This window comes from Alteromonas sp. AWJ4_197, assembly GCF_056160285.1.
Window position 1 is genome coordinate 164,360 of the sequence record NZ_JBSWWW010000006.1, and the last position, 22,663, is coordinate 187,022.

Genomic DNA, 22,663 nt, shown 5'->3' on the forward strand with positions numbered 1-22,663 from the left:
GGGCGTAATGTGAAAGCGTTTAGTGTTTTAATCGTTGATGACGAACCGGCAAACATTGATATTCTCAAAGATATACTGATCCATCAATATCAGGTAAAGGTGGCACCGTCGGGGGAAATTGCACTGAAAATTGTCAGTAAAGCCCCGCCCGATCTTATTTTGCTTGATGTCATGATGCCCCATCTGGATGGTCTGGAAGTGTGCCGGAGATTGAAAGCGGATCCGGCCACGGCCTCCATCCCGGTGATTTTTGTCACGGCGCTCGGGCAAGGTGAAGATGAAGAGCGCGGATTCGCCGCCGGTGCAGTGGACTATATTGCCAAGCCTATTGTACCCGCCATTGTGCTGGCCCGGGTAAAAACCCATATTTCACTCGCCCATCAGCAACGGGTCACCCGCCAGGAAGTGGAGGAACGGACAAAAGAACTTCAGGTAAGTCAGTTGAGTGCTATCAGTATGCTTGCTGCAGCGGGTCACTATAACGATACCGACACGGGACTGCATATCTGGCGGATGGCGGCTTATGCGAGAAGGCTGGCCACTGCCGCGGGATGGTCTGTGGAAGCAGCCAGATTGCTGGAACATGCAGCTCCTATGCATGACACGGGAAAAATAGGCATTCCCGACAGCATTCTGAAAGCGCCCAGGAGGCTGACAGACGAAGAAATGGTGATCATGCGGACCCATGCTCAAATCGGTCACGATATCTTATCTAACAGCCATTCACCGTTGTTCAAACTGGCTGCTGAAGTGGCGGTGAGTCATCATGAGCGCTGGGATGGCTCTGGCTACCCGAATGAACTAAAAGGGACGGATATACCCGAGTCAGGCCGTATCGTTGCTATCGCTGATGTGTTCGACGCGCTGACCATGATAAGACCATACAAAAAAGCATGGAGCATCAGCGACGCTTTTGACTACATCCGCGATAACGCAGGTTATCATTTTGATCCGGCACTGGCAGAGAAATTCCTGACCATAAAAGATGACATTATCAGCATTAAAGAAAAAGCGGATAATGCCTCTTCTGAGAATGAAGAATCAGTCTTTTACGCCGGATTTGTGGAAGAGAAATAACCCCGCCGAATCCTACTCAGCCCAGTTTAAAATCCATTCTGACCATGCGCGATTTCGTTGCAACCGCATTACCACCGACAAATCTGGGAGCATAACGCCAGTGTTCCAGCGCCTTTATGGCTGCGGTACCAAACATGCTGCCACCGTCAGTTTCTATCAATTCAATATCACGGACAAAACCTTCATCATCGATAGTAAATGACAGGACTGCACTGCCGTCTTTGCCCCGCCTTGCATAAGACACCGGATAATCCGGGTTTACACGATAAAGCGGTTCGGGCTCCTGATCATCAGACCACGGCTTCATTTTTCCAATCGCCCGGCAGTGCTCTGTAGCCTTATCTGACTCTCCTTTCTTCTCATACAACCCGACCAGTTTCGCATGGGCATTCAGTGCATACGGATGGGAGAAATCAAGATTACTGTCGAAGGTATCAGCAACGACTTCATAGTTCCCGATGGCCTTAGAAGAATGATTAAAGCGTTCGTAGACCAGTGCCAGTAATAAGCGGGATTCCAGAGTCCGTAAATCTTTATCCCCCCAAAAGCCATCGACGATACTCAGGTTGTCTTTATAGAAACGCAATATTGCGTTGTTGGTCACTCCTAAGATTGAATTGATAACTACTGTGGCAGCAAGGTAATGCGTCGTAACCTTCTGAGCGTCATCTTCAAACTGGATGTCGTCCATGTTGAGAATGATGTAACGACTCAACCGTTGTGAAAAGCTGACCTTAGCTTTATCCATGCCCTTAAGCTTATTTACTGCACTGAGGATATCGATGTGCATATTCAGTAACGCAGGGGAATTTTCGTCATACAGCGAATCATATTGCTCCAGTACAGCTTTGAACTGGCTGACAGCCTCATCCACATAATCCTGCTGTGCGAGCATATTGGCGTACGAATGCCTGAGCTTCACCGCATTTTCGCTGTCAGCACCGTATTTTTGCTGACCCAGTTGCCAGGCTTGTTTCGCCAGCGCCGTACTCAGTACGATGTCATCTTTTTCCACCGCCTCCTTAAACGCACGGTAGACCTCACTGAATTCATCAGCCGCAGCAGACATTGAAAGCAAAGAAGAGAAAAGTGTGATTTGTGCGAGTCGTTTAAGACCACTCATGACAGCATCCTTGTTCATTAGTGAGTTTTCACTGTAGTGAAATGATGCAGTAAAAGCAAACCCGGCTTGCTGGCCGGGTTTGTTGGAAGGGAATATCAGATTTTTGTGGTTTTAAGGAAAATACAATTCTGGCTGATGTGCTCACTGTCAAGACGCAGTCCGAATTCAGGTAAACTGGCCAGCACTTCTTCCCGTGTGTAAGGACGGTTAAGGATACCGATAGATTGTCCGTAATCGTTCACCTTCGTACTGATTTTATTCATAAACCCTTCACCGGGATATAGCAGCACGTTCATGTAGAGGGTACCGCCTTTTTTCAGCACTCTGACAATTTCATGCATGGCCTTTTCAATCCCGCCAATGGTGTGATAACCATTTGGCAGGTTCGCAGTATCGAACGTTTCGTCCTCGAAGCTCATATTTCTCAGATCTTCGATGGCCAGCTCAGCCCCTTTCAGCTTCTTCCTCGCGCCCCCCATCAGGGCTTTGGAATAATCTACACCTACCAGTGAAAATGGCTGTTCTTTCTGTTTTTTTCGCGCATGTTTCATGCAAATTTGGGTGAATGTACCGGTACCGATAGCACATTCAAGATGTTTGCCTTTAAGGTTCTCGGCAAAAAAACGGACCTGAGAAGATAAGGTATTGCGGTACGCCAGGGTCAGAATAAAAAAACCACGGACGTCATAAAGCATCGGCGTCAGGTTATAACTGTTTTCATTAATGATACTTTCATCTGACATGACAAAATGCCCTCTTTCAAAAAACTGCCGTTCATATTCAGCTATCATGACGACAGACAGCCCTGCTAACGAACACGGGCTACTATCCACGCTTTACAAAACTATACATCAGGTGGAGAAAAAACTACGTATACCAAACATATACATAGGAATGAATCCGCAATACGCAGAGTAAATACTATGCCGGACAGCCGGAATCACGAGCCATGAGCATAGTCGCTGACATGCGCTATGTAAATGAAAGTAAAATGACATCTTACAAACATAAAAAAGGCCGGTTATCCCTTTTTTACCAGGAAAACCGGCCTCTTTGTGCCCATCAGGCAGGCAAAGGGCTTAGCATTTAACACTTATCAAATTTCAGCCATCGCTTCCTGTTGAGTCTTTTCAGACTGTACAAAGCGCTTCCACTGCTGTGCCATTGCTTTGCTCTTCTGATGCTTTTCAGCTTCAGCAAGCTGATCCAGTGCTTTGGCGTACTGCTTATTGTTGTACAGCGCCATGCCTTTAATCAGATACACAATACCCGGATTCCGTAACTGACCTTTTTCAATAGCATGGTCAGCAGCGGTAATGGCATCATCCCAGCGCTCAGCATTCAGCAATACCTGTGCGAGCTGGGCATCCAGTTCACCGTCTTCTGACAATTCAGCGGCAGACTGCATCACCGGAATGGCTTTATCCTGCTCTTTGGCAAGGGTCCAGCTCTGGCCAAGGAAACGTAAGTTACGCAGGTTCTTTTCCAGCGTACCGTCTTTCATCGCCTGTTCCATCAGCAAAGCACCTTTATAGGGGACTTTGTGATAGTAATAAAGCTGTGCCAGGTTGAAGATGTCGGCAGACGATTCCACGTAACCTTGCTGATAAGCTGATTCCATGATTGCCAGTTGCTTGCGTTCTTCACCCAGTTCACCGTACATGCCGGCAAGCTGGATCCAGTACTTGGGCTCGTCAAACAACTTCACCAGTTTAACCAGAACATTCTTCACCTTTTCAGGTTGCTTAAGTTCATAGTAAATGGCCCGCTGCAGAATCAGCCAGTTCTCATCAGGGAGCATGCCTTCAGCTTCATGATCGGCAATCGCTTTAGTGATGAACGGTTCGGCTTTAGCGTACTCCTTATTCTGATAATAAGCCTGAGCTTTTAAAATCAGATTCTTAGGCGGAACGACGCCGTCGTTCAATGCTTCCCAGCGCTCAAGATAGGCAATACTCTTGTCGTAGTTACCCTGCATCAGGTTTAACTGAGCAAGACTGAACAAGGTCGTCATCTCAAACTTTTCAGGGATCGGCTGCTGCTCCACCACCTGCGCAAAGCTGTCTAATGCTTTATCGTACTGCTCATCGTTGTAATAGATGAAGCCGTAGAAGTTATACATCATGGCTTTTTCGTAGCTGTTCATCGAACTGTCTTTGTCTTTCACCTCGTCCAGGATGGCAATGGCTTCAGGAATATTTCCTTCATCGCCGGCCGCCTGAGCGCGGGCTAACTGTTCGTAAACTTTGCCACGCAAAGTCGGTACTTTGCGGGTTTTCTTTTCACTGGCTTTCACTTCCTGTGCCTGCGCGCTGATAACAACGGCGGGTACAACAGCCAGGTTTAAGGCCAGTGAAAAAGCGCAAACCAAACGTTTGGATAAATGATTCTTCATAGTACTTACCCGTCAATCTGGAAGGTGATTCGGTTCTGCACGCCGGACACTTCAGTCGCTTCACCGTTAACAACACGGGGCTTATATTTAAACTTCATGGCGGCATCCATCGCAGCCTGCTCAAATATGCCCGAAGGGTTCGCTTCTACCACTATCGGATCGCGCACTGTGCCTTGCTTAGTTACCGTAAACTCCACAATAACGAAACCTTCGATACCACGCTGCAATGCACGACGGGGATAGACCGGCGCAACTTTAACGATAGGCAGATACTCACCGTCTCCGGATTCAAGTGCTAAGCCGCCGTCCAGGGCTACGTCAGCGCCAACATCACCACCGAAGTCCATAGAGGTACCATTGGCGTCAGGCGAAGGCGAATCCATTTGCGGTGAACTCATTTGCGGCGGTGGCTCTTTTGGCGGTGGTGGCTTACGGGGCTTACGGTCTTTTTGTTCAACCGTTTCCTCTTTCTTCACCCGCACAAAGTCAAGCACACTGCCTTTTGGTGGCTCTGTTAACGCACTGCCGCCCATCTTGATGAGTGATTGCATCAAGAAGAACAGGCCAAGCGTAATCGCCAGCGAAATGACAAATGCGATGATAAATCGTGGCATGGCTTAAGGCTCTTGTGCTGCGATTGAAACTTCGTAAACACCCGCCGCACGGGAGGCATCCATAACTTTGATCAGCGTATCGGTGGTGGCCTTCTGATCTGCCTGAATCACCACAGTACCCTGCGGGTTCTCAGCATGCAGACGCTCGATGTTGGCCTGTACCGCACGTACGTCAACACGACGCTTGTTGATCCAGATTTCACCGGTATCAGAAATCGCGATAAGAATGTTAGCGCGATCCTGTTTTACTGCGGTGGCCGCTTCAGGACGGTTTACATCGATACCGGCTTCTTTCACGAAAGACGCCGTTACAATGAAGAAGATAAGCATGATGAAAACAACGTCCAGCATGGGCGTCATATCAATTGTGGCTTCTTCTTCGTCAATCAGATTTTGAAAATGCTGCTTCATAATAAGGTTCCTGACAGAAAGGCTTAGCCTTTGCGATCAATAATCAAGGCGTCTTCTAAGTGTGTGCGCTCGGTCTTCACCATACGGTTCAGCCAGGTCGAGGCGAATACGCCTGACAACGCGCCAACCATACCCGCCATTGTCGGGATAGTGGCTTTAGATACACCAGATGCCATAGAGCGGGCGTTACCCGAGCCGGAGATGGCCATTACATCAAAAACTTCAATCATTCCAGTAACCGTACCCATCAGGCCCAACAGCGGACACAATGCCACCAGCGCCTGAATAATCGGAATACTGCCCCGTAAACGAATGGTCAGTGCAGAAATCGTTTTCTGGCGTACTTGCTCAGCAAACCAGGAGGAACGATCGCTGCGGGCTTTCCATTCAGCTACGGCCTGTTTCTTAAAGTTCTTGTGCCAAATCAGCAGGTACATCGCACGCTCGAGAATAAGTAACCACATGATGAAAATCAGCAGACCGATGACCAGGAGAACCTGGCCCCCTGTCTCTGTAAAATCACGAATGGCTTCGAGAAATGCGATCATGGCTTAGCCCCGCTCAGCGCGCTCTGCGATAACACCAGACGCCTGCTCTTGCAGCACGTACACGATATTCTTACTACGGGTATTCAGCATGGCGTATAACAATGTCATAGGAATTGCTACAACCAGACCCAGTACTGTAGTTACCAGTGCGGTAGAAATACCACCTGCCATCAGTTTCGGGTCACCGGTACCAAACAGTGTAATTGCCTGGAAGGTGTTAATCATACCGGTTACTGTACCTAACAGACCCATCAGAGGCGCAACCACTGAGATGATCTTGATAATGGTCAGGTTACGACCCAGTTTTGGTACTTCACCTAAAATCGCTTCTGTTAAGTGCAGTTCCAGCGCTTCAACATCCGCATTAGGGTGATCTTCACGAACTTTCAGTACACGGCCCAGCGGGTTGTCAGTTTTGATTTCTTTACGCTTAAGTTGCTTTTGTACTTTCGCGTTAATCAGCGTCAGGCTGATAAGACGCTCAATCGCCAGAAGCAGACCAATAGCACCTACGATAAGGATGATATAACCCACTTCACCGCCCTGCTCTACACGCTCTTTCAGATCAGGAGCCTGAACCAGCAGACCCAGGATAGAACCACCTGTAGGGTCAATACCAAACTCAACCAGTTCGCCGTTTGAGTTTTGCAGCGCCTGTGCAGAATCGCCGTAACGGTCAGCCGGCTGGCGAACCAGTTCAGCTACAGTGCCGGTGATGCCGTTGAAGTCGAGGTATTTACCGTCAGCAACCAGTGCAAACGGGCCAACACGTACGATTTCTTTGTTAACTTTCTCGCCGCCGGCTTCAACAACAGACGTGTCGAACTTAGTCACTTTGCCTGACTCAGTCATTTCACGCTGCATTTCAAACCATACGCGCTCAATTTCCTCGATAGAAGCTAACTTTGAGCTCTTACCCATTGACTGTGCCATGTTGTCAAGAAACTCAGCGCGGCCGGGGATTTGAGCAGAAACAACAGAGTTCTGGAATTTGCTCTTGGTATCACCGGCAACCTGCTGCAGTACACCGAACAGTTCTTTCAATGAACCTAAACGGGTATCCAGAGCGGCATTCAGGTCGGCCAGTTTAAATTCGTTTTCTTCAAACTGAGTTTCCAGACTTTCTGAATTCGCCAGCGCCTGATCACGCTTCTTGCGGGTATCAGCCAGGATCTGGTCCTGCTGAGCACGCTGTTGAGTAAATTCCTGTTCACGTTGCTTATTCTGTTGTGATTGAGCGAACTGGCCTTCTTCCAATTGCTTCAACAGGGCATCAAGGTCCAGTGCGCGGTCGTTTTCCGCCAGTGCACCGAAGCTTAATGTTGCAGCGGCAAGACCAGCTGCTAAAAATTTAATCTGCTTTAACATGGTCAATACCTCTTAGTCCGTGATTGCAACAGGCAGCATTAACAAGTCTGGTGCAAGCTGTTTCTTCGCCATGCGCAGACCTTTAGTGATCTGTGTACGGTAGCTGCTGTCCAGTTCTTCCCACTGACGTGTTTGTTTATTCCAAACACCTTGCTTACCAGCGTCACGGGTTTGGTAAATCAGTGCAGTACGGCCAAGACGTAAAAACTCAACGTCACGCTCTGTACCGTCAATTTCATGGATACCGGTGTAAGCTTCCATGGTGCGGCCGTAATCCATCTCAACCTGATAGGCTTCCATTACACGACGGAATTTCTCAGAGGCAGACACATCGGCACGGTCCATCATGTCTTTTAAGTCAGCGATACGCTTGGCACGCTCTTCTTCCAGGAAAGGAACGTCCAGGGCAACGAATTGCTCAAGACCGTCAATCATGCGAATCATTAACGGCGTAATTTGACGCTCGATAACCGAAACTTCGTCGATTGATGCGTTCAGATCAGCCATTTCCTGTTCCTGGTTGGCAATCTGTTTGCGCAGCTGGTTGTTGTAAACTTCCAGCCCTTCGATTTCTTTATTCAACGTTTTGAACGTTTGAAGTTTATTATCGATTTGGTCAGCGATATTGTTGATTTTGTCTTGTGATTTAGCTGCACTTTCATTGATTTTTGCAGCCTCATCGACAACGGGTTTCAAGACGCTATCGTCTTGTGCCATGGCGGTAGTGGCCGTCAGGGCGCTCGCCAGCAGCAACGAGTTGAAAAGCTTCATACATTCAAACCTTACTGTTAAAAGGAATCGGATTTAACCGAGCGTAAATTTCTGCGCGTAGGATAGGAACTTTCTATGACAGTTTTATTACATGACTGTCATATTTCCTCTGTCATAATCCGACGGGAGGTGACGAAAAAAGAGCCGCTGATGCGGCTCTTTTTGAGTTGATTTTAGAAGTCGTAGCGATAAGCCAGACTGAAAGACGTTCCTACGGTTTCGGACCTTAGGAGTGTGTCCTCAAACTCAATTTTCTTTTCCTGATCAAGCATATTCTGCACTTTCAATGTGACAGTGGTATTAAAATCAGGGTACCACTTGTACACCACATCCAGAGAGTGGAAAGGCTGCTCGAAACTGTCATCGAACCCGTCGATGCCGGGAATAAGAATACGCGGACCAAACACGTTATAGACTAAAGATGCAGAGTGCTCACCGTTATCTGAGTCATAACCTAACTGTGTATTGACTACCCACTTAGAGTGACCTGTCATTGCACGCGTTGTGTTGGTAATGGATGTAGACACACCTGTTTGCTGTTCAATGGCCGCCGGATCAAGCTCGATCTCAGAGTCACTTAACGTCAGGTTACCGGACAGGAACAGGTTGTCCCATACGCCGTCACCGAACACCTCTAGCCCTTGCAGGAACTCCACTTCCACACCGTACATCTTACCGGTTTCGGCATTAGCGATACGGATGAGCGGCGGACCGTCCTGTGCAGGTGACTGAACAGATTCAATAGGTGTATCCATGTCTTTGTAGAAAAGACCTACAGACAGGTTATTACCGGCCTCACGGTACCATTCCCAACGAACATCAAAGTTATCGATGGACGTGGTTTCCAGACCCGGCGTACCACCCACAGGGTTTTCAGTCAGCGGGTCAATGTAGGTGGCTGAAGATACTTCACGCAAGTCAGGACGTACTACCGTTTTACCGTAGCTGAAACGCAACTGCATATCCTGCTCAAGGAAGTAAGTCACTGCCAGAGACGGATAGAAATCTGCTTCAGCAAACGCCAGTTGTGAACGGTCCGCATCGTCAGTTAAGTCAAACTGGTTTGTACGGGGGTCAAAAGGTACAACAGCCTGACGGAAGTCTTCGTAACGCACACCACCACTGAAACGCCACAGGTTGTTCCAGAACAGATCCGCTTCGAAGTAGTACGAATCCACTTTCTGACCGGCGGCATAGTCATCACCGGCAACGGTGGTGTCACGCAGCAGGTTCTGTGTGGTGTAGCTGGCATTGTCCAGCGCTTCATCGTCAAGCACTTCGTCAAACTCATAGCCGGTAAGCAATGAGGTATCAGAGAAAGCACGGGTGCTCACATCAAGACGGCGGTTTTCTGCAGTACGGGTTTTGGTCAGGAAATTTCCACCCGCTTTAAATTCCATCTCCCACTTATCTACCATCAGCGGATAGTTGAAGTTGTAGGCATAGTTTTCTACGCGGTCATGGAGACCCTGGAATGAATAACGTCCGGCAACGGTAGAGTTACTCACGCTGCTTTCGGTTTCACGATCGTAAATACCATCCAGGTTTTCATCTTCCAGCAGGAAGCGGGCTTCCATATTACCCGGCGCGTCACGCAGTGAACGGCCTAATGAGTATTTCCAGTCAAACCCTAAGAAACCCAGTTCAGGGAACGTATGGGTACCACGAATCTGATTAGTAAACAGTTTACGCTCTTCGTACTGCACTTCGTATTTGCGAACACGCTGGTTATCAGACAAGGTGATGTTCGCCGTGTTACCAATCATATCACGGATCTGGTCACGGGTATCGCTCAGTACAATGACACTGTAATCCACGCGGTGCTGGCGGTTATAGTCGATACCGACGTTAAACAGTGAAGACCACTTCACAGATTTCTCTGTGGTGTTCACTTCGTCGTAGTAGCGGACCATACGGATTTCATCGCCGTTACGCAGTGGCTGCTCACCAATGTATTCTTCACTCACATTGGTAGAACGGTCATAACCGGTAGCAACAAGGAAACCGAAACGCCAGTCGTCGTTATAATCGAAACTGTTACCGATGGAGAAGTTGCCTTTCATATCAGGATCAACACTTTCCAGTACAGGGTCGTAGTCACGGTTTAATTGCTTGAACAGCGCGACAGATTCTTCCTGGCTTAAATCATCCAGAAAGTCTTTGCTGGCATATTGGGCTGCAATGTCAGCAGGCATGGCGCGGGTGCCGTCATCTTTACCCATCCAGTCATCGCTGCCGCCGTTGTACATGTAGGCATCGTCAAAGTTATCGGAGTTATAACCTAACTGGCCCTGCACACTCATCACAAAATCGGAAGGAATGGTACGCAAACGGATATCTACGTTACCACCGCCAAACGAAGCCGGCATAGAAGGCGAATACGCTTTCTGGACCGATAAGCTCTCGATAATAGAAGACGGGAATAAATCGAGAGGCATTACGTTGCGGGTAGGATCCGGGCTTGGTACCGCCAGGCCATTTAACTGGGTAGATGAATAACGCTCACCCAGACCACGAACGTAAATGAACTTACCGTCAACCAGGGTCAAACCTGTTACACGACGCAATGCTGATGCCGCATCAGAGTCACCGGTACGAGAGATTTGCTCAGCACCCATGATATCCGCAACAAACGCCTGGTTCTTACGTTCTTCCATAACGGCAGTCGCCGTACCTTTTAAGCGGGTGCCGGTGGCAACCACTTCTTCAATGACTTCTTCGTCATCTGTTTCCTGAGCTACTGCGGGCGCGATACTGGCTGATAATGTTGCCAGTACAGCCAGACTCAGTGGTTTGACAGGAAACCTGATTGCAGGCTTTTTCATTGTAAACCTCGTGGAAAAGCGTTCTTACAATACAACGATAAAAATCGATGCTTTTAATACTTAAAAAGCAAGCACGTTACTTTTACCGCAACGTGCCTGCTCTGATGGTGGGATTAGGAGTGATTACTCCAGACCAACAGTCCAGCCAGCTGTCCAGTCGTTGTCTTCAGATACTGCACCTACGAAGTCAGCATTGTCGAAGAACGTGTCGCCAGTCCAGTCTTTAGGCGTTACTGCATCAGTGATGCTGTAGATACCGTTAACTACTTCAGCCTGAGTAGCAACAACTGCGTTGCCGGTCATGGTGTTCAGGAACCAGTTTTCCAGGTCAACTGCACCGTCATCAAACTTGAAGTTCTCGTCGTTTTCACAAGCGATTACAGAGTTAGTGAAGGTTGTTGTACCGTCAGACAGGTTAGCTTGTGATTCGTTAACGTTTTCGATTTCGAAACACTCACCCATGCCTGCAGGGCCTGTTACGATGAAGTTAGACAGCTGAGCGCCTGTACCTTCACGTAAGTAAACACCTTCTGAATCGTCATCACCGTCAAACTCGTTACCGATAATGGTGACGTTAGACAGAGTCGGGTTAGACTGAGGCTCATTAGCCGGGTCTGAACCGTCGTTGTCAGCTTCGATACCACGGTTTGCATCAGAGTTGTCAGTCGCCTGGCGAACTAATACATACTGCATGCGACCCTGGAAGCCGTTATCCCAGTCAATGCTGTCGTCCTGGTTGTCAGTCAGTACTACGTACTTCATATCAACGTTACCGCCGAAGAACTCAACACCGTCGTCAGATGATTTGTGGATTTGAATGTAGCTGATATCAGTACCTGAACCCACACCGCCCATAGTCAGACCTTGCAGCTCGTTGTCCGGTGCGATTTCGAAACCAGAGTACATGATACGCACGTAGCGGATAGTACCTGAGTTATCAGCAGTGTCTGAACCACCGAATACCGCACCTTCTTCTGCACCTTCGATTTGCAGAGAGCAGGCACCTTCAGCAGGACACTGGTTAGATGGGGCGTTACCCAGCATTACCAGACCACCCCACTGACCAGGCTCACCGGCGTCAGACGCCACATCAGCTTGTGAAGTGAAAGTGATTGGGTTTGCAGCAGTACCCTGTGCATCAATTTTAGAGCCACGGCTGATTACCAGGTAATCGTTACCGCTTGCACCGTACAGCGTTACACCGTCTTCGATAGTCAGCGTCGCGCTGTCAGCATTGTCATTACCGATGAATACTGCACCAGACAGAGCATACATGTTGCCTTCAGTCAGTGTCAGGTCAGAAGTAATGCGGCCAGACAGTTCACATGTTGTGGTTGTACCATCAACAGAAGTGATTTCAGACGTACCGGAAGGACAACCTTCTACAGTTTCTACTACGCCGGTCACTTCACCGCCGCCGTAACCAAATGCCCAGCCTTCACGCCAGTCAGTTGTTCCGTCTAACGCACCGATGTAATCAGTCGCATCGAAGAAACCGTCAACCTGAGATGCATCAGCACCGGCACCTAACAGCGGGCTGCCTGATGTAGGAGAACCGTCTGCATTCAGGGCAATCGCTTCAGAAACAGAGTTACCTGTCATGGTGTTCAGGAACCAGTCTTCCAGGTCAACTGCACCGTCATCGTTCTTGAAGTTTTCGCCGTTACGACAAGCCATAACAGAGTTTTGAATCGTGATAGTACCGTCAGCCAGGTTAGCCTGAGATTCAGTCACGTTTTCAACTTCGAAACACTCGCCCATACCAGCAGGGCCAGTTACAACCATGTTGTAGATCTGAGCGCCGGTACCTTCACGAAGGTAAACGCCTTCAGAATCGTCGTCACCGTCGAAGTTGTTACCGATGATAGTCAGGTTAGAAATCATTGGGTTAGACTGTGGCTCGTTTGCCGGATCTGAACCGTCGTTATCCGCTTCGATACCACGGTTTGCGTCAGAATCATCAGTAGCATGTTCAAGGAATGCGTACTGGATTTTACCGGTGAAGCCGTTATCCCAGTCTAATGAATCATCTTGCGCGCCTGTAACCAGAACATATTTCAGTTGCGGGCTACCGCCGAAGAATTCGATACCGTCATCTGAAGATGCGTGTACCTGGATGTGGTCGATAGAAGTACCTGAACCCACACCGCCCATAGTCAGACCTTGCAGCTCGTTGTCGGGTGCAATTTCGAAACCAGAGTACTTGATAACCATGTAGCTGATTGAACCAGAGCTTTCTGTATCGTCTGTTCCACCGAATACCGCGCCTTCTTCAGCACCTTCGATTTGCAGAGAACAGTCACCTGTATCAGGACACTGGTTAGATGACGCATTACCCAGCATTACCAGACCACCCCACTGACCAGGCTGAGCGTCACCGCCAACTACGTCTTCAATTGAGGTAAGGATTACCGGTGCTGCTGCAGTACCGTTTGCTTCAATAGTAGAACCACGGCTGATAACCATGTAATCGTTACCGCTGCGGCCGAATATAGTTGTGCCCGGCTCGATAACCAGGTTTACGCTGTCTGCGTTATCGCTACCGAAGAAAACCGCGCCGTCTAACGCCCATACGGTGTCGTTAGTCAGAGTAATGTTACCGCTGTCGTCAGCATCATCAGCAGTTAAACGACCAGACAGTACGCGAACAGTTACGTCGCTGCCAAATGCAGTTGAAACTTGAGTGCTCAGACCTGAGCTCACTTCGCCGGGTGCTGTATCAGTATCGCCAGAATCACCTGAGCCAGAATCGCTACTACTTCCGTTGTTATTTGTAACGCTGTTATCGATGTCGCCTTCGCTGATATTGATGTCACCACCACAGCCGGCTAAAACAAGCGCTGCTGCGATTGCTGAAGCCTGAAATAAGTGCTTAAGTTCCATTCATCTCTCCAAGTGCAAATATAATTATGGATTTAGAAAACGCAGGCACTTTACCTAAGCTAAATGACACATTTGTTACACTTCTGCGTTGTCACAAAACTTTCACAGTGAAAAGTGAACTTTTAGTATCTAAATCAGACCTGTAGGATGGTTAAAAATCTTAGTATATGATTTTGCTTAATTTATTATTTCCCGTCACACGGGAAAATAAAGGCTGGATTTGTGGTTTAACGTTAAAAAAGCGGCAGTCCGGCGAATTTGCCGGTAACAATTAAACGAAAGTATGAAGGAAAAATGACAGCCATCACGGCGTTTTTAACGCTGAACGTTGTCCAGAAGACGGCGCTGGCGAAGCAATACATCTTCCCTGACAGGAAAATAGCCGTCACGCTGAACCTGCACCTGCCCTTGTTTTGACAGTACATACTTCAGAAACTCACGCTCCAGTGTGGGCAGAGGTTTTCCCGGTGCTTTATTCACCACCAGGTAGAGAAAGCGGGCATAAGGATAGGTTTCATTACGAACAGTCTCTGTAGTCAGCGGCACCAGTGAATCCACGCTTTCACCAATTGAGAGCGCCTTTACGCCGGCGGTTTTGTAACCGTAGGCCGCGTACCCCATTCCATGCTGACTGGTTGCAACCGACAGTACCACGGAAGCAGAACCGGGCTGTTCATTCACTGTCGTCCTGAAATCTCCGTCACATAACGCCATGAGTTTAAACAAGCCGTAAGTACCGGAAACTGAATTTCGCCCGAACAGGCGAATGGGTGAAGGACTGGTTGCTGAATTCCCGGTAAGTTCTGACCAGTCTGTCACCGGTGAACCAGCGCCGCAATAACGGGTAGCAGAAAAGATAGCGTCAACCTGTTCCAGTGTCAGGCCCCCGACCGGGTTACGACGCTCGACGAAAATGGCAATGGCATCCATGGCCACCTTCAGCACCGTAGGCGGATAACCATGCTCACGGACAAAATCGCGGATTTCCGAAGGTTTCATTTCACGGCTCATGGGGCCAATCGTCGCCGTGCCCTCTGTCAGCGCCGGCGGCGCAGTAGAAGAACCGGAAGCCTGGATCTGAAACTTCACCTGCGGATACATTTCCATGAACTCCTGCGACCACAGGGTCATCAGGTTGGCCAGCGTATCAGACCCTACAGAGGTAATTTTCCCTGCCACGCCCGGACTGCGGGTATATTCCGGCACAGGCTCAGCTGCATGGGCCCGGAAGATAACAGAACAGCAAAGGAACAGAACTAAGGCCGTAAACCGGCTCATGACTTCTCCGTAATTAACTCTTCGTCCAGCAGGAAAGAAAACTGACTGCCCTCGCCTACTGTACTGGTGATATCCAGCTGCGAATTATGATGGCTGAGCACGTGTTTCACAATAGATAAGCCCAGACCGGAACCACCTGTTTTTCTGGAACGCGCCTTATCCACACGATAAAAACGCTCAGTCAGCCGCGCAAGGTGATTCTGCTCAATACCGTCACCGTTATCCACCACCGCAAATAAAGCGCCGTGATCATCCCGTTTCCAGTAAACATCAATTTCGCCCCCGGCCGGCGTGTAATGCACAGCGTTAAACACCAGATTAGAACAGGCACTGCGAAGTTCTGTTTCCACCCCGAAAACCCAAAGTTCAGGGTCGATATGGAAGCGTATGGTATGACCTTTTTCCGCATTGAGTGTCTGCGCTTCTTTTTCCAGTTGCCGGAACATGGAAGGCATATTGACTTTATTTTCGTAGATACGCTCCGAACTGGCTTCAATGCGTGACAATACCAGCAGATCCTCAATCAGGTTTTGCATTCTGTAAGTCTGGGCGTTCATTTCTTTGAGCGCTTTGGTCACCATGGGATTGTCTTCATTATCCGGTAACAATTCCAGATAACCGGAGATCACGGTGAGCGGCGTGCGTAATTCGTGTGAAACGTTTGCCACGAAATCCTTACGCATTTCTTCTAACTGGCTAACACGGGTCACGTCACGGGCAATCAGCAACAGGTGCTCTTCCCCATAGGGCATGATCCGGTATTCGAATGTTTTACTGGGGTTTGCCGGTGCGGGTACTTCGATAGGATGGCTGAAATCGCCGGCATGAAAATATTCTATAAATTCAGGATGGCGGATAAGGTTATCAATACGTGCGCCGGCGTCGCCGGGCCATTTAAGCCCCATTTCCAGTCTTGCCAGCCGGTTGCACCAGATAATACAGGCCTTGGAATCCACCACCACTGCGGCATCAGGTAAGGCTTCCGACCCTTCACGGAAACGCTTTACCAGCTCACCGAGTTCTTTCCTTTTATTGCGGTTGCGCCGCTGGAGATAATATATACCTTCGTAGATATGCTCCCACACCCCGCTGACCGTGGGCGGAGACATTTTCCGGCTATGCCATAACCAGCGGTTGAGCTTAAAAAGCTGCCAGTAGTTGATTATCAGCAGCCCCAGCGCACCCAGCGTAATGGCGAATAACATGTCATCCAGGTACAACCCCACCAGCGCGAAGACAAGCAAATAGGCCAGCAGGCGAATTGCGCTTCTCAGCCAGGAAAAAGGATAGTACATGTAATTGAAGGCCTTATTTTAATGTGAAGGCTATTGTGACAATGTCGGGCGGCGCACGCAACGTATGCCGGTGCGCCGTCAGATTACAATTTGGTAGAGAACCGGTAACCTGCACCACGCACTGTCTGAATCATCGCGTCATGTCCGTGCTTAGAAATAGCTTTCCGTAAACGACGGATGTGCACATCAACGGTACGGTCTTCAACGTAAACGTTCGTGCCCCACACGTTATCCAGCAACAGTTCACGACTGTACACCCGCTCCGGGTGAGTCATGAAAAAGTGGAGTAACTTAAACTCTGTAGGCCCCATATCCAACGGATCATGATTCGCCATAACACGGTGAGAAATCGGCTCCAGTTTCAGACCATTAAACTCAATAGGCTCTTCACTGGACGTCGGTGTCACACGTCGCATTACAGCTTTGATACGGGCGATTAGTTCCTTGGGAGAGAATGGCTTGGTGACGTAATCATCGGCACCGGCATCTAACCCGCGGATTTTATCTTCTTCTTCACCCCGTGCCGTTAACATAATAACGGGAATATCACGGGTAAACTCATGTTGCTTCAATCCTTTAGCCAGCTGGACACCGGAACCTCCCGGTAACATCCAGTCAAGCAATATCAAATCCGGATATGGTTCACAGATTTTCTGTTGTGCCACATCAAAATCTTCAGCCTCAACGGTATCAAAACCTGATTGCTCAAGAACGAATTTCAGCATTTCGCGAATTGGCGCTTCGTCTTCCACTATCAAGACAGTACGGGACATTGATATTTTCCTGCTCATAACAAAACGCCGCTATTATTAAGGTGGTCTGTGACAGTTTTATTAAAACGATTACATTTATGTGTCAAGGAGATTACGGTTTTTTATGCTTTTGTCGAATATCATCTCGCTTGTTAATTCAATCTTTTACGCCTATTCTGTGTAGCAGGAATCAGGATTTCACGGTGAGGTTACGGTTGGATGGCCACAGTTAAGACAGGATTGTCGCGCAAGCTGCTCACGCGGGTACTGTCGGTGTATTTCATCCTGACACTTATCGTTACAGTGGGACAAATTTTCACTGAGTACCTGAGTACAAAAAATCACATCGAAAGTGAACTCCGTACCCTCAAAAATACCTTTGCAGAAAGCCTGACACGGGCCAACTGGGAACTGAACAAGGTTCAGGCCCGCATCATTGCAGAAGGCCTGACTAAACTCCCTACCATTGAAGGCGTACAGGTACGGGATGAAAACGGCGATCTGGTGGCCGATGAAGGTCAAACCATCCCGAGCAACGGCAACCCTGTGCAAACAGGTATTATGCAGGACCACCCCGGCGGTATTTTCAGTTACAGCTTCCCGCTCATTTTTGAGTTTTCCGGACGGGAGTCTTTCGTCGGTGATGTAACCCTCTATTCCAGTTTCGACATCATTTTAAGCCGCATCGAAGTCGGTATTTTCTTTCTTATCGGTAATGCCATTGTAAAAACCGCTTTTCTGATTTTTCTGTTCATGACGGCCTTTAAACATATGCTGTCTGAGCCGCTGGCAGAACTGACCGGGCAAATGACGACTTTCGATCCTGAACATCCGGAAGATTCTAAAATTCAGGTGACAGACGGCGAAGACAACGAATTACGCATGCTGCAACAGTCTTTTAATCAGGTTATCGACGACTTCGTCGACTCCCAGGAAAAACTGAAAGGTACCCGGGAAGCCCTGCGACAGGCGAATAAAAAACTGGATGATCAGAACCTCATCCTGGAGCAGGAAGTCGCCAAGAAAACCGCTTCCTTATCGCAAATTATGCTTGATCTTGAACAACAAAAAGATGAGCTCATCGCCAATCAGCGGGAACTGCGTCAGGAAAACGAAAACCGTCAGTACATTGAAGATGAATTGCGGAAGCGGAATACTGAACTGGCAAGAAATATGGAAATGCTCAATCTGATCAAAGATCAGCTGGTGGAATCTGAGCGTATGGCATCACTGGGCGGTCTGGTAGCCGGTATCGCCCATGACGTTAATACTCCCATCGGCGTGAGTGTTACCGCTGCCAGTTACCTGAATGAACGCCTGGTATCGTTACGGGCCGCCTTCGATGACAAAACGTTATCGAACAAGTCCATGAATGCTTTCATAGACGAAGCCGAACAGGCCTCCACTCTGTTACTGAGCAACCTGAACCGGGCATCTGATCTGATTGCCAGTTTTAAACAGGTCGCGGTAGATCAGACCAGCGAAGCAGAGCGTCTTTTTAATCTTAACAGCTACCTGCATGAAATTTTACAGTCGCTGAAGCCCACTTTTAAGAATACCAGACATCAGGTCAATATTCAGTGTCCCGCTGATCTTGAGATACTCTGCGCGCCCGGCGTCATTGCCCAGATTGTCACCAATATGATGATAAACTCTTTGATGCACGGCTTTGAACACATACAAGAAGGACACATCTCGCTGGTCGTGTCCCGTGAAGGCGGTCATATCGTGATGGAATATCAGGATGATGGTAAAGGAATGAGTAAAGAGGCTTTATCTCATTTATTTGACGCCTTCTACACAACCCGGCGAAACCAGGGTGGCAGTGGCCTGGGCACGCATATTGTGTTTAACCTGGTTACCCAGACGCTGGACGGTTCAATTGAAGCCTTCAGCGAACCGGAAAAAGGCCTCCGCTACGTTATCCGCTTCCCTGATAAACACGCCTGATCTTTACTAAAAACCACAGCCCGGCGTTGCAGCAAAACGCTGGCATTGGTACGCTTGCCGCCCTTAATAAAAACAATCTGGATCAGGACGTATTTCTATGTGGTTCAAAAACCTCAAAGCCTATCAGCTTACTCAACCACTTTCTCTGGACGATGATGATCTCAGCCGTATGCTGATGGATAACGCTTTCCGTCCCTGTGGTAAACAAGACACCGCCACTATGGGCTTTGCTTCGCCTTTCTCTCAGGCCGGAAAAGAAGGCGTGATGTTCCACAAAGTGCAGGAACGCTACTGGATCACGGTAAAAAAACAGGAAAAAATTCTGCCCTCTTCAGTGGTCAATGCTGAACTGGCTGACAAGGTCGCACACATCGAAGCGGAAACCGGTTCACCGGTGGGCAAAAAACAACAGCAGGATCTGAAGCAGGAAATCATTTTCCAACTGCTGCCTCAGGCATTCGTGCGTAACACGTACACCCACGGCTTCATTTCTATTCCTGAAAAAATGGTCGTAATAGACGCGTCTGCAGACGGTAAAGCAGAAGCCTGGCTGGCTCTGGTCCGTAAAGCTATTTCGTCACTGCCTGTCGTACCACTGGCCCGCCGCAGCCTGCAATCAGAGCTGACCCACTGGCTGACAGATGGCGCACCGGAAGGTATTGAACTGCTTGAAGAAGCAGAGCTGAAGTCGACCGACGATCTGGAAAGTGTGATCCGTTGTAAAAACCAGCCTCTGGACAGCGAAGAAATCACTATGCACCTGGACAACGGCAAGCTGGTTCAGAAAGTCGGCTTCGCCTGGCAGGAAGTACTCACAGCGACCATTGCGGAAGACGGTTCATTTAAACGGGTGAAATTTACTGACCGTTTAAAAGAAGAATCTGAAGATATTCCTAAAGATCAGGTTGAAGCCCGTATGGATGCAGAGTTTGCACTGATGTCAGCCGAACTGTGTCAGTTCCTCGATTTCATGCGCACCACGTTGAAGCTCAACGACGAATAACGTTAAGCTTACCCAGCTCAGGCCCGCTTTGATTTAATGCGGGCCTGCAGTTTATCCAGCCCCAGCACGCATAAACCAGCCAGTAATCCCCATACCGGTGCCCCAAGCTGAGCCACAGTGATGCCGGATGCACAGCAAAGAAAAGTCAACAAAGCCGCTTTACGATGAGCCTGATCCTCCAGCGCCTTGATCAATGATGCCTGTAATGTGCTGAATAAGGCCAGTCCGGCAAGCAGATGTACAACCACCAGCGGCATCTGGCTGAACAAATACACCACCAGCGAAGCCAGTACACCAAAGAGTATATAACCTGCACCGGCCATGATTCCGGCCTTATAACGTTGCTGCCGGTCTGTTCCCGCGTTCTCCCCCATACAAATCGCCGCAGTAATGGCTGCCAGATTCAGTGCAAAACCCCCGAAAGGTGCAGTGATCAGATTGACCACATACACCCCTGACAGAACCTGTCTCACATCCGGGTGGTAGTCATAACTTTTTAAAATAGCGATGCCGGGTAAATTCTGCGATAGCAGCGTGATGAGAAATAACGGAACAGCCAGACTCACAGTCGCTGAGAGGGTAAATGCCGGGGCGACCCATACAGGCACCGGCCAGGCCCACTCAAACGCCATTGCAGGCTCACCGGCCACCCACATACCAGCAACCAGTGCCACGGCGAGCAATATCAGCATGCTATAGCGGGGAAACCACACCGTACCCAGCAAATACACACTGATAAATATAACCACCAGAAGCGGATGCTCCGGCGCGTCAGAAAATATGCCCAAACATACCGGCAGTAGAATGCCCGCCAGCATGGCCGAAGACACCGCAGACGGGATGCGCTCAATTTGCTTAGTAATAAAGCGGCTCCGGGCGGCGATAAGTGCCAGCAATGCCGCGATGACAAAAGCCCCGATGACTTCTGCCAGCGAAAATCCGCCTGCAGCACCAATGAGAAAAGCAGCACCCGGCGTGGACCATGCCGTAACCACCGGCACCTTATAAAACCAGGAAAAGCCGATACAGGTGATGCCCATACCCAACCCGAGCATCAGCAACCAACTGACAATCATGCCCGCATCTGCTCCGGAAGCCTGAGCAGCCTTTATTACCAGCACCACTGCACTACTGTACCCCACAATAACAGCGGTGAGTCCGGCAGTTATATGGCTCAGCTTGGGAAGTGATGATGTGGACACGATATTCTCCGTCAATTTAAATGTGCGCTATAACGCACAATAAAGGAAACAAAGTTTACCACCGTGCGCTATAGCGCACAAACGAATTCATCGTTCACCCGTAAGCGAATGAACAGGATTATGAACAGAAAAAGTGAGAATGGACGTGGATGTTGTCAGAGATAAGCGGAAGATTCAGACCGGCAACAGCGCTGCCGGTCGGGTATTGCGGTTAAGCTCAGGCGAAGACTTGCTTGGCGTTAACACACATTTCTTTATATTCGTCAGTGGTCAGTTCTTTAATGTCTTCAATTACGCCACGCTGAATTGCCAGATTCAGAACGGCATCTTTCTGACCTTCCATTTTACCCGCCAGCGCTGCACCGACACGGACAAAATCCAGATAAGACAGCTTCTCCGGTATGACTGACAGATCCCGCCATTGCTCGGCTACCATAGTGAAATTATCACTGAAATCCCAGGCTCGCATGATGCTGCCGCCAATCCGGCCGGACAACTTATCAATAGCAACATTCAGGAAGGTCGGGTTCGCAAACACCTCTTCGTGGCGTTCAGCTTCTGTGAGAATAGGCAGTACGCCAATGTTGTGAACCAGTGCAGCGAGGGTCATGGTGTCCAGGCTCAGCTCACGGTTCTTCGTGCGGTTGATGTAAAGCTGCAGCGTAGCCATAGAATAGGCCACTACATTAACCGTTGAAGCCCATTCTTTTTTCAGGTGTTTGGCAACGACATCATTCTTAGACACGAACAACTGTTCCATTGCCAGCGCAGTGGAAATATTTTTAATCTGGCGCAGGCCGATACGGGTTACCGCCTGACCAATGGATGTGACTTTAACTGTTCGGCCCAAGTATGCACTGTTGGCAATCTTAATCATCCGCATACTTAAAGAAGGATCTTTGCCGATAACGTCTCCCATGGCATTCAGATTCACGTTCGGATCATCTGCTGCCTTCCGGACTTTCAGCGCAATGGCCGGTAAAGTTGGCAGTACCAGTGTATCGTTATTAATCTTTTCAACAAGAATCGTGAGAAGCGCGTTTTGTGTTGACATATACCTACCTTTTTATTGTCTGTAAGCCACCCGCCTGAAAGCATAGAGTAGCCGAGAGGTATGTGGAAATCCGGCAATCCTTCGCAGTGGAACGACCAGGCCATCATTAAAGCG

19 protein-coding genes are annotated in these 22,663 nt (G+C 48.9%); 4 read left to right on the forward strand and 15 right to left on the reverse strand.

Translation table 11 applies throughout. The features are described 5' to 3' along the window. The first annotated feature begins 9 nt into the window (after window positions 1-9). On the forward strand, window positions 10-1,077 hold the full coding sequence (locus ACXAGC_RS14590) for a response regulator (protein ID WP_474844955.1): 1,068 nt from the start codon (window positions 10-12) through the stop codon (window positions 1,075-1,077). A 16-nt stretch (window positions 1,078-1,093) separates the two neighbouring features. On the opposite strand, the gene ACXAGC_RS14595 is transcribed toward ACXAGC_RS14590, so the two are convergent. Further along, entirely contained in the window at window positions 1,094-2,200 is a 1,107-nt protein-coding gene (locus ACXAGC_RS14595) for an energy transducer TonB (protein WP_474844956.1), read from the reverse strand. Window positions 2,201-2,295: 95 nt separating this feature from the next. After that, complete coding sequence (locus ACXAGC_RS14600; protein WP_474844957.1) at window positions 2,296-2,943, reverse strand: class I SAM-dependent methyltransferase; 648 nt, start codon at window positions 2,941-2,943, stop codon at window positions 2,296-2,298. 206 nt (window positions 2,944-3,149) lie between these two features. Between ACXAGC_RS14600 and ACXAGC_RS14605 the strand changes: the two genes are divergently transcribed. After that, window positions 3,150-3,290, forward strand: coding sequence for a hypothetical protein (locus ACXAGC_RS14605; RefSeq protein WP_303573722.1), 141 nt, complete (start codon window positions 3,150-3,152; stop codon window positions 3,288-3,290). A 6-nt stretch (window positions 3,291-3,296) separates the two neighbouring features. On the opposite strand, the gene ACXAGC_RS14610 is transcribed toward ACXAGC_RS14605, so the two are convergent. From ACXAGC_RS14610 to phoB, 11 genes are all read right to left on the reverse strand, one after another. Continuing rightward, window positions 3,297-4,595 carry a tetratricopeptide repeat protein gene (locus ACXAGC_RS14610; protein ID WP_474844958.1) on the reverse strand — a complete coding sequence of 433 codons (1,299 nt, stop codon included), beginning with the start codon at window positions 4,593-4,595 and terminating at the stop codon, window positions 3,297-3,299. Window positions 4,596-4,600: 5 nt separating this feature from the next. Beyond that, window positions 4,601-5,209 (reverse strand): energy transducer TonB, encoded by a 609-nt coding sequence (locus ACXAGC_RS14615; RefSeq protein ID WP_474844959.1) that lies wholly within the window; start codon window positions 5,207-5,209, stop codon window positions 4,601-4,603. A 3-nt stretch (window positions 5,210-5,212) separates the two neighbouring features. After that, window positions 5,213-5,620: an ExbD/TolR family protein gene (locus ACXAGC_RS14620; RefSeq protein WP_070123859.1), complete on the reverse strand. Its 408-nt coding sequence runs from the start codon at window positions 5,618-5,620 to the stop codon at window positions 5,213-5,215. A 23-nt stretch (window positions 5,621-5,643) separates the two neighbouring features. Beyond that, the gene (locus ACXAGC_RS14625; RefSeq protein WP_119500130.1) at window positions 5,644-6,168 is read right to left on the reverse strand and encodes a MotA/TolQ/ExbB proton channel family protein; all 525 of its coding nucleotides are present in this window, start codon (window positions 6,166-6,168) and stop codon (window positions 5,644-5,646) included. Between the two features lie 3 nt (window positions 6,169-6,171). Continuing rightward, on the reverse strand, window positions 6,172-7,536 hold the full coding sequence (locus tag ACXAGC_RS14630; protein ID WP_474844960.1) for a MotA/TolQ/ExbB proton channel family protein: 1,365 nt from the start codon (window positions 7,534-7,536) through the stop codon (window positions 6,172-6,174). A 12-nt stretch (window positions 7,537-7,548) separates the two neighbouring features. Beyond that, window positions 7,549-8,307: a DUF3450 domain-containing protein gene (locus ACXAGC_RS14635; RefSeq protein ID WP_119500128.1), complete on the reverse strand. Its 759-nt coding sequence runs from the start codon at window positions 8,305-8,307 to the stop codon at window positions 7,549-7,551. Between the two features lie 173 nt (window positions 8,308-8,480). Beyond that, entirely contained in the window at window positions 8,481-11,132 is a 2,652-nt protein-coding gene (locus ACXAGC_RS14640) for a TonB-dependent receptor domain-containing protein (protein WP_474844961.1), read from the reverse strand. 123 nt (window positions 11,133-11,255) lie between these two features. Further along, window positions 11,256-14,015 (reverse strand): hypothetical protein, encoded by a 2,760-nt coding sequence (locus tag ACXAGC_RS14645; RefSeq protein WP_474844962.1) that lies wholly within the window; start codon window positions 14,013-14,015, stop codon window positions 11,256-11,258. A gap of 315 nt (window positions 14,016-14,330) precedes the next feature. After that, window positions 14,331-15,293 carry a PstS family phosphate ABC transporter substrate-binding protein gene (locus tag ACXAGC_RS14650; protein ID WP_474844963.1) on the reverse strand — a complete coding sequence of 321 codons (963 nt, stop codon included), beginning with the start codon at window positions 15,291-15,293 and terminating at the stop codon, window positions 14,331-14,333. After that, window positions 15,290-16,588 (reverse strand): phosphate regulon sensor histidine kinase PhoR, encoded by a 1,299-nt coding sequence (gene phoR, locus ACXAGC_RS14655; protein WP_474844964.1) that lies wholly within the window; start codon window positions 16,586-16,588, stop codon window positions 15,290-15,292. The genes ACXAGC_RS14650 and phoR overlap by 4 nt, the downstream gene beginning before the upstream one ends. A gap of 83 nt (window positions 16,589-16,671) precedes the next feature. Further along, window positions 16,672-17,361, reverse strand: a complete 690-nt coding sequence (phoB, locus tag ACXAGC_RS14660; RefSeq protein WP_119500123.1) for a phosphate regulon transcriptional regulator PhoB — start codon at window positions 17,359-17,361, stop codon at window positions 16,672-16,674. 198 nt (window positions 17,362-17,559) lie between these two features. Here phoB and ACXAGC_RS14665 point away from each other — a divergent pair, with 198 nt between their 5' ends. Further along, on the forward strand, window positions 17,560-19,290 hold the full coding sequence (locus tag ACXAGC_RS14665; RefSeq protein WP_474844965.1) for a sensor histidine kinase: 1,731 nt from the start codon (window positions 17,560-17,562) through the stop codon (window positions 19,288-19,290). Window positions 19,291-19,387: 97 nt separating this feature from the next. After that, the gene (gene rdgC / locus ACXAGC_RS14670) at window positions 19,388-20,293 is read left to right on the forward strand and encodes a recombination-associated protein RdgC (RefSeq protein ID WP_119503293.1); all 906 of its coding nucleotides are present in this window, start codon (window positions 19,388-19,390) and stop codon (window positions 20,291-20,293) included. Between the two features lie 17 nt (window positions 20,294-20,310). On the opposite strand, the gene ACXAGC_RS14675 is transcribed toward rdgC, so the two are convergent. Next, window positions 20,311-21,495 (reverse strand): benzoate/H(+) symporter BenE family transporter, encoded by a 1,185-nt coding sequence (locus tag ACXAGC_RS14675; RefSeq protein WP_474844966.1) that lies wholly within the window; start codon window positions 21,493-21,495, stop codon window positions 20,311-20,313. Window positions 21,496-21,712: 217 nt separating this feature from the next. Next, window positions 21,713-22,549 carry an HDOD domain-containing protein gene (locus ACXAGC_RS14680; protein ID WP_474844967.1) on the reverse strand — a complete coding sequence of 279 codons (837 nt, stop codon included), beginning with the start codon at window positions 22,547-22,549 and terminating at the stop codon, window positions 21,713-21,715. Window positions 22,550-22,663 lie beyond the last annotated feature (114 nt).